Raw genomic sequence first — 12,148 nt, forward strand, 5'->3', positions numbered from 1 at the left:
ATGCCGTAGCCGGCAGGAGAGCGTCGAGAGCAGTACGATTGGACATGGGGCGGTTCCGGTGCGGTGTTGCTCACCTCATCACGCTCATCGTGTGAATGCGGGCTGAATGCCGGCTCGGGCAAAGCTGGACCTGCAAGACATGGGGCACTCCTGTTCCCGCGGAGGAGGACGGAAAGGCGGTGTATGTCACCGCTAGAACGCTGGATGTTCCGCTTGGGTCTGGTGTCCGCGCGCACCTGTTCTGCGCCTCCAGAGCAGACTGGGATAGAGACAATATGGACGTTCAATTCCGCAGCGAGCGCTGAACGTTTCCAATCAGAATGGCCACTTCAAGCTTCAAGCAGCTTGCTTTATAGGCAGGAATTGGGTCGGTTTACGGACGGGCTGCACCGGGTGGGATGCTGACTGGCAGCTTTTGCACCAGCCGATAAGAAAAGCCGTCGTTCGACGACTTGCAAACGTAGCGGGTAGAGGCACATTTTGGGTGCCAAAAGCGACTATCTATTCCATAATACTGTCGCTCGGCGGTGATTGGTGGTCTACTCGTAGGCAAGGCTGATCAGTTGCTGTTCGTCCCAGGCGCGGCCGAAGCATTCGCGCGATAGGGGCATTGGCAGGGTGTCGTCGGTCCAGTCGGATGGGACGACAATCGAGGGCATGCCGGTCGAGGCGCCGAGTTCGCCGTTGGATGGTTGGGCGTCATCGCCGCGCATCGGAGCGGGAGAGCGGATGGTGGGGAATATCAGGGCATCCAACCCACGGTTCAAATCAGAAATCCTTCAGAAGGCGCTCAGGAGTTCGGCGATGGGTTCGAGCTAGATCGGGACAACGCCGCCGCAGTGCGTGCCCTCTCGTTCAAGGATTTCCAATGACTCCCGCTACCAAGCTTGCCCTCGCCGCCGGTTGCAGCGCCATTCTCGCCGCGACCGCCGTCGCAGTGGTGATTGCCGTGCCGGCAGCCGCCGCACCGGCCCGCTCTTTCGATCTGCCGTCTTTCACCGAGGCCGAGATCTCCACCGAACTGACCGTCAAGTTCGCGGTCGGCAGTGCCCAGTCTATCGCCGTGGACGCCGCCAACCAGGCTGATCTCGACGATCTCCGCCTGGAAGTGCGCGGCGACCGCCTCTACGCCTGGATGCAGCGCGACTTCTGGGATTTCGTCTCTTTCCGCGATCACACGGTCGTCGTTACCGCCACCGTGCCGGCATTGCACAAGATCACCGCTGGTTCGGCGTCGGCCGTGCAGGTTCAGGGCATGACCGGCAATCTGGTCGAGATCGAAGCTGCTAGTGCCGCCAGCGTTGATATCGTCGGCATCGACGCCACCAGCGCCCTGATCAAGGCATCAAGCTCGGCCGCTGTCAGGCTCTCGGGGACCTGCGTCAATGCCACCTATCAGTTGTCGAGCAGTGCCAGTGTTGGTGCCCGCGGGTTTGAATGTACCGATCTGGATATTGAAGCGACCAGTTCCGCATCGGCGCTGTTGTTCGCCAGCGGCGACGTCAACGCGATCGCCTTCAGTGGCGCTGATGTGGTGCTGGCCGGGCATCCGGTTCATGTCGATGACGACGAGGACAGCGGCGGCGATATCACCGTGCTGAACTGAACCATCGCGCGTTAGCTCGCACTGCGCGAACCGCGGCAATGACTGCCACATATCCCGATGCCAGCGATAAGGCCCGGACAGCAATGTTCGGGCCGATTTCTTTTGGGCTGCCACATGACCGGACAAGAAAATGCCCAGAGACATCGGTCTCCGGGCTCGCATGGCTCCGACACGTCCCTATCGTGGACGGGCACTGGCATTCCTGGCGCCCGCTACCCGCAACCGCTCGATGCAGCTATCCGCCGAAGCATCAGCTGGATGCGGTTCGCTCCAGGCCCGATGGTCGTCGGAAATTTGCGCGACGATGTACTGCCCCATGACGGAGCGTCCGTCGCTGCCGGGCCGGTTAAAGGTGCGGGCGGCGGTCGATGCGAAAGCCAAGGCGCCAAATCTGCTCATGCTGATATTCCCTTCAGTGTGCCGGTCGATTGGCCAGCGTTGATCGGAATAGACAGCCGAACACGGTTTCAGTCCTGAGGCGGTTCTGAAGGATTTCTGAAGGTGACGAATGGCAGAATCTGGCGTATCGGAAAACCTTCAGAGTGCGCTCAGGACCGGGGCCGGCTCCTCGGCCAGGGTATGGTCATCGCAGGAGATGACCGATGCAAACCGCCACGCCCGCCAATCCCTATCTACGGGACCCGATCCCCCAAACCTTTCTCAAGACCGCGCTGCCCATTGTGCTGCTGACCAGCGTCAACGGCCTGCTCACGGTCGTCGATGCTATCTTCCTCGGCGCCTTTGTCGGGCCGGACGCGCTGACGGCGGTGACGCTGGTATTTCCCGTTTCGATGCTGTTGATCGCGCTCGCCACAATGGTCTCTACCGGCATGACCAGCATTCTGGCCCGCCAGATCGGCGCCGGCCGGCTCGATGAGGCAAGGCGCGTCTTTGCCGGCGCGCATGGCTTGGCGCTTGGCATCAGCGCTGTCCTCATCGCGGTGTTTGCCGCCTTCGGCTGGCCGCTGGTGGTGCAGATAACCGGCGGGTCGCAATCGCTGGCCGAAATGGGCCATCTGTTCATCAGCATCTCGATCTACACCACGCCGATCGGGTTCCTGTTGCTGCTGCACTCGGACGCGTTGCGCAGCGAAGGCCGCGTCGGCTTCCTCGCCATCACCGGCCTGCTGGTCACGTTCGCCAACATGGCATTCAACTACGGTCTGATCGTCTGGGCCGGGATGCCAAGCGTTCGGCGCTGCTGTCGCTGGCTCGCACCTACCTATTTGCCATTCCGCTGACCTTCGCCTTGCCGCTGGTACTAGGAGAAAGCGGCATCTGGCTGGCGGCGCCGATTGCCGATGCGATGCTGCTGCTCGTCACCACCGCGATCCTGGCGCGGTATTCGCGTGGCATGGCCTGGGGACTGTTCAAACCGGCCTGACCTCCCCTCAAATTCAACGATGTCGCCCGGGCTACGTGGCCGGGGCGTTGTCACGTCCGCGCTGCTCTTGACAGGGTTAGCCTGACGGCCCCGTATGCTCCGGAAACATCCAGCGAGGGGCTGCGTGTCAGAAACAATCACCACAATCGACATCTTTCGCTTCGGCCCCTTCGTGCTCGATACGCACAAGGGCACGCTGAGCCAGGGTGAGACTGAGCTGTTTCTGCGGCCCAAGGCCTATAGCCTGCTGGTTCATCTGGCACAAAACATGGGCCGGGTAGTCCCCAAATCCGAACTGATGGATGCGGTTTGGCCCGGCATCTACGTCACCGAGGATTCCCTCACGCAATCGATCCGCGAAATCCGCAAGGCCTTCGGTGACGAGCAGGGCCAGGTGCGCACGGTGTCGCGGCGCGGCTATATGCTGACGGGACGCCTTGAGCCGGACGCCGAGATGGCCAGCCAGCCGATCGTGGCCGTGCTGCGTTTTCGCAACGACAGCGGCGATGCCGCACGCGAGCCGATCGTCGATGGCTTTGCCGAGGATATCATCACGGGCCTGGCGCAATATGGTTCGGTGACCCTCCTGGCGCGCAATTCGAGTTTCCAGTTTCCCTCATTCGAGCCTGCGGCCTGGTCTGACGCTGCGGCGCGGATTGGCGCCGATTATCTGGTGGAAGGTTCGGTGCGCTGGTCGGGCAATGATGCTCAGGTCAGCGTCAACCTGATCGATGCCCGGACCCAGCACCAGCTCTGGGGTGAGCGCTACCAGGCGCATGATATCGAGATGTTCGCCGTGCAGCGGGAAATCGGCGAGCAGATCGTCAACCGGCTGGCGAACAGGCTCGACGAAGACAGCATTCGCCGCGCCGCCACCAAGCCGACGCATAGCCTGGCGGCCTATGAACTGGTCGCCCAAGCGGTGGCGATCCTGCGCGGCTACGAGCATGTGCAGCCGGAAAAGGCGCTGCCGCTGCTCGAATCCGCGGTGGAGAAAGATCCGGCCTACGGCGCCGCCTACGCTTATCTGGCGCTCTGCAAGTTCATGATGGTGCGCTATACCACCACCGATCGCGACATGCTGGAAGATATCCTGGATATCGCCACCCGCGCCGCGGCGCTCTCGCCGACGCTGGCCGCGGCGCCGCGTGTCACGGCCATTGTCCGCATCTATCTCCGCCAGCATGCCGAGGCGGAGAGCGATTTGCGTCTGGCGCTGCAACTCAACAGCAGCGATGCCGATACGCTGGAACAGATGGGTTATTTGCTGGCGATGCGGGGACGACCGCAGGAGGCGATCGAGTGGATCGACCGGGCCGTGCGGCTCAATCCGATCTTCCCGCCCTGGTACCACTATGACCGCGCCTTGGCGCAATATGGGCTGGGCGAGTACCGGGCCGCGGCCCATACGCTTGAACGCGTGCCGCAGCGCGGCATCTGGCACGATGCGCGGCTGGCGGCCTGTTATGCTCAACTGGGGGATGGCGATGCCTGTCGGCGGCAGCTCGCCAAGGTTTACGCGGCGATCCCACAATATCCGTTAGTCTGGATCGCCCGCGAACAGATGCCCTACGAGCATGGCGAGGATACCGAGCATCTGGTCGAGGGATTCACGCTGGCGCTCGAGTTTGCCAAGGCTAGCGACTGAGCCTGAATTTCAGGAAGCGGTGCCCGGCATACTCGATCTCGCCGGCGGGCACGAAGCCCAGCCGCGCCAGCCCCTTCTTGCGCACCCGGCTGGGCGGCAGCAGGATGCTGACATTGGTCAGCCCCATCTCGTCACCCCGCCGGACCAGTTCGCGGAAGATAGCTGCACCATCGCCCCAGTGACCGGGGAGGAGCACCAGGCCCAGATCGGCCTCGTCACCTTCCTTCTGGAAGCCGCCCCAACCGGCAAAGGTGCCGCCGATCCGGATGGCCCACGGCCCATAGCCGTTCTCCAACCATTGTGCGTCCTTGGCCCTGGCCCAGTCGGCGGCGCGTGCCTCGTCCCAATCGTCCCCGGCGAGCGGCATATGGCGCCGCACGTCGGGATCGTTCAGCATGCGCACCAGCTCGGCCGGTGCGATGGCGGCAAGGGCGACGAAGCTGATGACCGGTTGGTGCATTTTCACCCCTCCCGGTCCGATCCTATCAGTCTTCCCAGGCACGCATCGGCACAATCAACGACGACCCGTTCTCGCCACCATAGGCCAGCGTCCAGGTTGCTGGGACATCGGTCAGCATTTCGAACCATCCGGCATCAGCGCCAGCTAGCGACAGGCGCAGGTGATGTCCCTCAGCGATCCGAGCGGCGACCGGCAATAGGGGAAGCTCAATCCGCATGGCTTCACCGGGTACCACGGCGGCACCGTCGGCCTTGGCAAAGCTACGCGGTGTGCCGGACCCTGGGTCGCAGGGCGCGCCCGTTGTCGCCCGATGCAGGAGCCGCAACTGCCCCTCGGTCAAATAAGTCACCCGACCATCCGGCGCGACGTCTTCGAGATAAGCGATCACCAGGCCATCGGTCTGGTCGCTGCTCATCATGAGGCACAGCTCCGGCGCGCCAACCAATTCCTGGTCTTGGGTGATCACTGGCGCGTCAAAGGTCACTCTCGTGTCGGCCGCGCCTCGCAGATTGCCATAGAAGACCGGCTTGCCGCGCTGCGCCGCCCAGCGGTTGAATTGGCCGCTAGTGGCAGTCGGGTCGACACGATAGGTCCCGGTGGCAGCATCGGAAATCTCCGGCCCCATCAGGCTCGGCGACAACATCAGCTTGCTGCCAACCACGCCCACCGGCGGCCAGACCGGCGTCGTCTTCCACGCATCCGTGCCGAGCACCACGTAGCTGATTGAGCGGCCGATCTGCTCGCCGGCCAGTGCACGATCGAGGAAGTCGATATCGCCCTTGAACTGCTCGACAGCGCTTGGCTTGGCGGGCTCGAACGGTTCGTCTGCAAACGGATCGGCGCTTAGCCCGCCCGGGTGACTGGTCGCACCGATGACGACTTCCATCGGTGCCTCGCTCGCCATCTCGAAGCGCGTCAAAGCGCTCAGCGCTGTCATCCCATCCGTCCAGCTCGCGGCAACGCGCGCCGGTACTGCCGCCTTGCGAATGCCGTCGATACGCGCGATCCCGCCCGCATCGCCAAGCGACAGAGCGCCAATCCGATCGTCACGATAGATCAGCCCCGCAAATGCCGCCCCATCGATATTGTCCTGATGATCGCGGATCGCGCCCTGTAGCAGCTCGAAGCTGTCGTCGCCATCGACCGGGGCGAAGCCCAGTTGCGAGCAGGTCGTGAGGTTAGTGCCGCAATCGGCCCCCACGTGCCACGCCATCAGCTCGCTGGCCAGCGCCAGAATGCCCAGATTGGGGGCGCCGCCGGGAAACATGTTGTGCGCGTATTCATCGAAATCCGATGCGCGGATGATCGCACCGCCCAAAGCCGGGGCACCCGATCCCGTCATGCTATCGGCGAAGACCGCCGACACTGAATGGCCAATTGCCGCAACTTTGCCATTGGACCATTGCTGGCCGGCGATCCAGGCAATCAATTCGGCCTCATCCGCGGTCTGTTGCGGCGAGTTGAAGCCATCCTGCGCGCCAAACGAGGCGGCAAAACCACGCGCGTCGCCAATCACCACGACGTATCCGGCCTCACGGTAGAGCGCGATCGCCGTCGTTCCGGCATCTTCGCGGCGCCCGTAGATGGAGTCTTCGAACACCGCCGGCGCGCGATCCATCTTGGGATTGAAGCCGACCGGAAAATAGAGACTGACCGCCAACTGCGTGCCATCGCCCATGGCGACAAAGTGCGACAGGTCGGGCGCAGGCGCGTCGAGAAACGGCAGATCGGTTTGTTTGACAGCGGGGTCTTCGGCCAGACGCGCCAACTGCTCGTGGGTGAATTCGGCCGCGTCGATCAGGCTCGTGCTACCGAGCAGCATAAGGATGGTCGCCAATGTGAGGCGATTGGAAATGAACATAGACCGTCTCCGGACCTGGGGATGGGGATGGGTCCGCGGACCCACTGCTTGCTCATTGACTTACGAGCAATGCCCTCCCGGGTCCTGAGGCAGTTCTGAAGAATTTCTGATGTGATACTTCCCATCACCGATCAGCGAACATGCTGCAGTACGCCCAGGTTGCGCTTATGCTTCTCATGGCCTTGAATCTTCGACCGACCTTTTCAAGTGGGCGGAGAGGGGATACGTTCCCTCTTTGTTCTATCAGGGCGGATCAAGAGTCAATCGAATGCGAATGCATCTCGGCCTCGATCAAGGCGCGCGCGGACCGTATGGGCGAAGATGATGACAGTGGACTCAGCGAGTTACGCCATAGGCGACGATGCCGAAAAAATCTTCGACGAGGCCCCGCTCCGGAGGATCCTCCACATCGACATGGACGCGTTCTATGCCTCGGTGGAGCAACGGGACAATCCGGATTTGCGGGCAAGCCAGTGGCGGTCGGCGGAGCCAAGAAGCGCGGCGTCGTCGCCGCCGCTAGCTATGAGGCCCGACGGTTAGGGGTGCGGTCCGCGATGCCTTCCGTCACAGCTGCCCGGAAATGCCCCGAGCTTATCTTCGTGAAGCCCCGGTTCGAGGTCTATAAGGCAGTCTCCGGCCAGATCCATGAGATTTTCGAGGAGTACACGGCGCTGGTCGAGCCACTGTCCCTTGACGAGGCCTATCTCGACGTCACCGAGAACCGCAAGGGCATGACCCTCGCCATCGAGACGCCAAGGAAATCCGCGCGAAGATTCTGGCCGAAACAGGCCTGACCGCATCGGCCGGGATCAGCTACTGCAAGTTCTTGGCTAAAATGGCCTCCGGTCACAACAAGCCCAACGGCCAGTTCCTGATCAGCCCGGCCAAGGGCCCCGCCTTCGTCGAGACCTTGCCGATCGGGAAATTCCACGGCATCGGCCCGGCGACGGCGTCGCGCATGAAGGCGCTCAGCATCGAAACCGGCGCCGACCTTAAGGCGAAGCCACTCCCCTTCCTCCAACAAGCCTTCGGCAAGGCGGGCCCCTACTACTATTGGATTTCGAGGGGCGTCGACCATCGCGAGGTCAAGCCGGACCGCGTCCGGAAGTCGGTCGGCGGCGAGAACACCTTCTTCGATGATGTGCATGACCTCGACACCGCCAAGGAGAAGCTGCTCCCGACCGTCTCCAAGGTTTGGGACTATGCCACCGCCAAGGGTCTCCACGGGCGCACGGTGACGCTCAAGGTCAAGTACTCGGACTTCGAGCAGATCACCCGCAGCCCAACGGACGCCCGTCCCTTGAATTCAAGCGATAAATCGGGGTGGGTACATGCAATTCTGGGTCAGCCGATGCCCCGTCAGTCATGATGCGCTGATACGTGCAAGTCTTCAAAAACTTGCCAACCCACAGGCCGCCGGTGTAACGCGCCGATTTCATCGTTGGCAGCGAACGGGGCCAGCTCGTCGAACTTTTTCCAGATTGGCCGGGGGAAACCTTTCCCTTGCATGCCTTTTACCCATCAGGTCATCGACAACCGGCCAAGGTACGGGCCTTTTTGGACTTCTGCAGCAGGACGATCGGACTGTGATTGGCCATGCATGCCTCAAAATCACCGGTGGGTTGACCAAGGCGCACTATGAGTTGCCATCCATTTTGAGCGATCATGTGGAGCCTGCGCGGCACGTGTGATCTCGCTGGCAAGAACCGATCTAGACCACAACCGGAGAGCCAAATTGTCACGCGTTTTCATTTCTGGGTCCTCTACCGGCCTCGGCCTGATGGCGGCAGGCCTCCTGATCGAGCAGGGACACAAAGTGGTCCTGCACGCTCGCAATGCCGCACGCGCTGACGAAGCTCGCTCGGCATTGCCGGCGGCCGAAGGTGTAGTGATCGGCGACCTCACCACCATTGCTGGCGCGCGAATTGTCGCCGAGCAGGTGAACGCATTGGGCCTATTTGATGCCGTGATTCATAACGCGGCAGTCGGCTATCGGGAACCGAAGCGCATCGTGACTGAGGACGGACTACCCCATCTCTTTGCTGTCAACACCTTGGCGCCCTATATCCTTACGGCCCTGATCGAGCGGCCAAAACGCTTGATTTACCTCAGTTCAGGAATGCACCATCACGCCCACGCCAACCTCGCTGACCCCACATGGGCCAGGTGCTCTTGGAACGGGTCTGCGGCTTATGCCGAGAGCAAACTGCATGATGTTCAACTGGCCTTCGGCATCGCCCGGCTTTGGCCAAATGTGCTTTCAAATGCGCTGGAGCCGGGTTGGGTGCCCACTAGAATGGGCGGCCCGAGCGCACCAGATGACATCGACAAGGCATATGTCACGCAAGCCTGGCTGGCGGCAAGTTCCGACCACTCTGCGCAGGTGACAGGCCGGTATTTCTTCCATTTGCAACCTCTGGAGCCGAATCCCGAGGCCAGGGACGAGTACTTGCAAACGCAACTCTTCGATGTCTGCAGCCGATACAGCGGTATCGCATTGCCGAATTGAATTGCGACGTCGCCTCGTTGGGCGACCAGAAGCGCCGTTACTCGGGAGGTACCGGTGAGATGGCGAACGGACTGCAGCCACCATTCCCAATTCGTCGACAAGCATGGTCGCGGGCCGACAATTGGGAGATAGACGGCGAGGCTCCGGTGACGCCGCCGACCACAGGCTCGGACGCGGCGTGGGCTAGTCGGGTCAAACGACCATCGACAGTGACCTAAAGGCCAATAGCAACCATCTGCCGACTTCGGTTTTGCGCCACAAACGGTCACTTCGCACGAAGTCCATCGCTGCCAAAATGGGGCCGCAAGCAACCCCACCGCTCTTGGCGTCGAAAAGGGGATAGCAACCCTTCAAGACCACAGTTCGGTTAGCGGATACGCAAATTGGGCGCCGAAAGCGGTCTGTCTGTTTGCGGGTCTACCGGCGGCATGGCTGCCGTTCACCGCGGTCATCAATATGACCGATTCCGACCCCATGCCGGTCGTCCAGCGACTGGGGACGACTTCTTGAAAGCTGCCGTTCCCAGTCGCGACGCCGACGTCCCAATGCTGATCGTGCGAAATTTTAGCGGGATAAATCACGAACCGGGCGAACGTGATCCTCGAACGGCACGTGTCGCCGCTGAAAAGTGGCGCCTTCGTCGACTTCCGGTCTGCTGATCCGATCCATTCGAAAATGACGGAAAGCGTGGCGCGCAGGGTCCCAGGCCACCAGATACCAGAGCGGTGGCAGGATCAGCATGGCGTGCGGTTCAACAATACGATTGGTTACGGTCCCTTTTGCGTCATGGTACTGGAAGCGCAGGTACTGCCGCTGGAGAAACGCTGTCTCGAACGCGGGCAGCAGTGCGGGATCCATCGGCGCCAAATCCGATATGTTCACCAGCGGTGAAAGCTGCCCGACATAGAGGCAATCCAGAAACCGGCGCAGGTCGCGGACCTTGTCGGGCGGCAGGGCCTTCTCGATCCTGGCTAGCCCGGCATCGGCGAGACCCGCAAAGGGCAAATTCCCGGCGGCCCGCATTGATGCAACGCTGATGAGCAGTGCAAAGACCTCGGCGACGGAGAGCTTAGCGGTGGTCTGGAGCGATTGCGGATCAAGTTGCAAGCCGCCGCCGCGCCCCGGTTCGGAATGAATGACAAAGCCCTGGTCGCGCAGCGCGCTGATGTCACGCAGCACTGTGCGCCGGGATGCGCCAACCTCCGCCGCTAGGTCCGCGACTGTCGAAGTGCCGTTGCGGCGAAGGCTGCGCACGATGGCGTCATGTCGAAGGCGAACATTCATGCCGCAAGCTACCGCCCTTCGGTGCCAGCTTTTGGCACCATTGGTTTCTAGTCGATCACCGTGCAGCGCCGCGGGCCCCCTAAGAGCAGGCCTATGCTGAACGCACACCTGATCGCGAAAACCATAGAAGGAAAATGCCGTGTCGACCGCAACCGATTTCCCCCAGCCGACTCTTATTCCAGTCAACGGTGTTGTACTGGAAGTCTTTGAAGCAGGACGAGAAAATGCAGGAAACCCGATCGTGCTCTGTCACGGCTGGCCCGAGCACGCCTATTCCTGGCGCCATCAGGTGCCCGCCCTTGTCGCGGCGGGCTACCATGTCATCGTCCCCAACCAGCGGGGCTATGGCAACTCGTCCCGTCCGGACGACGTCACGGAATATGACATCGAGCACCTGACGAGCGATCTCGTCGCACTGCTCGATCACTACGGCTACCAGGATGCGACCTTTGTCGGCCATGACTGGGGCGCGGCCGTCGTCTGGGGACTGACCCTGCTGCATCCCAGCCGAGTCAACAAGGTGATCAATCTGAGCCTGCCGTATCAGGAGCGAGGCGAAATACCCTGGATCGAGTTCCTGGAGTTGATCCTGGGCAGCGACTACTACTTCGTTCACTTCAACCGGCAACCTGGCGTGGCGGACGCCGTACTGGACAAGAATGCGTTCCGCTTTCTTCGCAACCTGTACCGGAAGAACGTGCCTCTCCACGCGCCCGAGCCGGGCATGGCCATGATCAATCTCGCGAGAGCGGAAACGCCGCTCGGTGAGCCCGTGATGAGCGATATCGACTTGGCCGTCTACGTCTCCGCCTTCGAAAAATCCGGGTTCACAGGCGGCATCAACTGGTACCGAAACCTTGACCGCAACTGGCACCTGCTGTGCGCGGTGGACCCAATTATCCATCAACCCACGCTCATGATCTATGGCGACAGAGATGTTATTCCGAAATCTGAAAAACTGGTAGACTTCGTGCCCAATGTTGACGTGGTCAGCCTCGATTGCGGCCATTGGATCCAGGAAGAAAAGCCGGAGGAAACCAACCGGGCGATCCTGACCTGGCTGGCACTGAAGAGCGCCACTTGATCCCTGGACCTTTCAAGACCACTCCACCCCCGGCTTGGCCAGGGGTGGAGTGACCTGCCGAAGGCGATGAACGATGAGAGGGAGAGGGGAGAGGGGAGAGTAGCCACACAACCCGAGACCGCTTTCATCCCTAGAAGCTTGAAACCAGTCCTTCCCTTTCTACCCCGCAGTTGCCGGTCCGAAAACGCCCCCATTTCAGATGAGGTGGATGGCTCCCGCTCCCGGCATCTGAGTGCCAAAGTGGGTTTGCTATCAGGCAACCCGAGCAAAGGAGCCATCCGCCATGCAGATTACCACCGTGGGCCTCGATCT

At 61.6% G+C, this 12,148-nt stretch carries 11 protein-coding genes and 2 pseudogenes; 8 read left to right on the forward strand and 5 right to left on the reverse strand.

What is annotated here, in order from left to right; translation table 11 throughout:
* Nucleotides 1-539: 539 nt before the first annotated feature.
* Nucleotides 540-767: a hypothetical protein gene (locus JWR51_RS19160; RefSeq protein ID WP_299751270.1), complete on the reverse strand. Its 228-nt coding sequence runs from the start codon at nucleotides 765-767 to the stop codon at nucleotides 540-542.
* Nucleotides 768-868: 101 nt separating this feature from the next.
* Between JWR51_RS19160 and JWR51_RS19165 the strand changes: the two genes are divergently transcribed.
* Nucleotides 869-1,606, forward strand: coding sequence for a DUF2807 domain-containing protein (locus JWR51_RS19165; protein ID WP_299751273.1), 738 nt, complete (start codon nucleotides 869-871; stop codon nucleotides 1,604-1,606).
* 177 nt (nucleotides 1,607-1,783) lie between these two features.
* Here JWR51_RS19165 and JWR51_RS19170 read toward each other — a convergent pair whose 3' ends face one another.
* Entirely contained in the window at nucleotides 1,784-2,005 is a 222-nt protein-coding gene (locus tag JWR51_RS19170) for a hypothetical protein (RefSeq protein WP_299751276.1), read from the reverse strand.
* Nucleotides 2,006-2,208: 203 nt separating this feature from the next.
* Here JWR51_RS19170 and JWR51_RS19175 point away from each other — a divergent pair, with 203 nt between their 5' ends.
* From JWR51_RS19175 to JWR51_RS19185, 3 genes are all read left to right on the forward strand, one after another.
* Nucleotides 2,209-2,847, forward strand: a complete 639-nt coding sequence (locus JWR51_RS19175; RefSeq protein ID WP_299751279.1) for an MATE family efflux transporter — start codon at nucleotides 2,209-2,211, stop codon at nucleotides 2,845-2,847.
* An 8-nt stretch (nucleotides 2,848-2,855) separates the two neighbouring features.
* Nucleotides 2,856-2,990 (forward strand): hypothetical protein, encoded by a 135-nt coding sequence (locus JWR51_RS19180; RefSeq protein ID WP_299751282.1) that lies wholly within the window; start codon nucleotides 2,856-2,858, stop codon nucleotides 2,988-2,990.
* Nucleotides 2,991-3,114: 124 nt separating this feature from the next.
* Entirely contained in the window at nucleotides 3,115-4,638 is a 1,524-nt protein-coding gene (locus JWR51_RS19185) for a winged helix-turn-helix domain-containing protein (RefSeq protein WP_299751285.1), read from the forward strand.
* Here the strand turns inward: JWR51_RS19185 and JWR51_RS19190 are convergent.
* Nucleotides 4,628-5,098, reverse strand: a complete 471-nt coding sequence (locus JWR51_RS19190; protein ID WP_299751288.1) for a GNAT family N-acetyltransferase — start codon at nucleotides 5,096-5,098, stop codon at nucleotides 4,628-4,630. The two genes, JWR51_RS19185 and JWR51_RS19190, sit on opposite strands and share 11 nt — an antisense overlap.
* A 25-nt stretch (nucleotides 5,099-5,123) precedes the next feature.
* Complete coding sequence (locus tag JWR51_RS19195; protein WP_299751291.1) at nucleotides 5,124-6,959, reverse strand: CocE/NonD family hydrolase; 1,836 nt, start codon at nucleotides 6,957-6,959, stop codon at nucleotides 5,124-5,126.
* A gap of 414 nt (nucleotides 6,960-7,373) precedes the next feature.
* Here JWR51_RS19195 and dinB point away from each other — a divergent pair.
* The 3 genes and pseudogenes from dinB to JWR51_RS19215 form a co-directional block, all read left to right on the forward strand.
* Nucleotides 7,374-8,247, forward strand: a pseudogene (gene dinB, locus JWR51_RS19200) (DNA polymerase IV); the annotation flags it as partial.
* Nucleotides 8,248-8,414: 167 nt separating this feature from the next.
* A pseudogene (locus JWR51_RS19210) lies at nucleotides 8,415-8,549 on the forward strand (LysR family transcriptional regulator); the annotation flags it as partial.
* A 145-nt stretch (nucleotides 8,550-8,694) separates the two neighbouring features.
* The gene (locus JWR51_RS19215) at nucleotides 8,695-9,468 is read left to right on the forward strand and encodes an SDR family NAD(P)-dependent oxidoreductase (protein ID WP_299751294.1); all 774 of its coding nucleotides are present in this window, start codon (nucleotides 8,695-8,697) and stop codon (nucleotides 9,466-9,468) included.
* A 564-nt stretch (nucleotides 9,469-10,032) separates the two neighbouring features.
* Here the strand turns inward: JWR51_RS19215 and JWR51_RS19220 are convergent.
* Nucleotides 10,033-10,752: a WYL domain-containing protein gene (locus JWR51_RS19220; RefSeq protein ID WP_299751297.1), complete on the reverse strand. Its 720-nt coding sequence runs from the start codon at nucleotides 10,750-10,752 to the stop codon at nucleotides 10,033-10,035.
* Nucleotides 10,753-10,891: 139 nt separating this feature from the next.
* Between JWR51_RS19220 and JWR51_RS19225 the strand changes: the two genes are divergently transcribed.
* Complete coding sequence (locus tag JWR51_RS19225; RefSeq protein ID WP_299751300.1) at nucleotides 10,892-11,836, forward strand: alpha/beta hydrolase; 945 nt, start codon at nucleotides 10,892-10,894, stop codon at nucleotides 11,834-11,836.
* The last annotated feature ends 312 nt before the right edge of the window (nucleotides 11,837-12,148 follow it).

The organism is Devosia sp. (assembly GCF_028290625.1).
In the GTDB taxonomy this organism is placed as follows: Bacteria; Pseudomonadota; Alphaproteobacteria; order Rhizobiales; family Devosiaceae; genus Devosia.

Excerpts from the sequence above, each read along its gene's own strand:
- JWR51_RS19195 (WP_299751291.1), bottom strand. The coding sequence starts at position 6,959 with ATGTTCATTTCCAATCGCCTCACATTGGCGACCATCCTTATGCTGCTC.
- JWR51_RS19175 (WP_299751279.1), top strand. The coding sequence starts at position 2,209 with ATGCAAACCGCCACGCCCGCCAATCCCTATCTACGGGACCCGATCCCC.
- JWR51_RS19165 (WP_299751273.1), top strand. The coding sequence starts at position 869 with ATGACTCCCGCTACCAAGCTTGCCCTCGCCGCCGGTTGCAGCGCCATT.
- JWR51_RS19170 (WP_299751276.1), bottom strand. The coding sequence starts at position 2,005 with ATGAGCAGATTTGGCGCCTTGGCTTTCGCATCGACCGCCGCCCGCACC.
- JWR51_RS19190 (WP_299751288.1), bottom strand. The coding sequence starts at position 5,098 with ATGCACCAACCGGTCATCAGCTTCGTCGCCCTTGCCGCCATCGCACCG.
- JWR51_RS19220 (WP_299751297.1), bottom strand. The coding sequence starts at position 10,752 with ATGAATGTTCGCCTTCGACATGACGCCATCGTGCGCAGCCTTCGCCGC.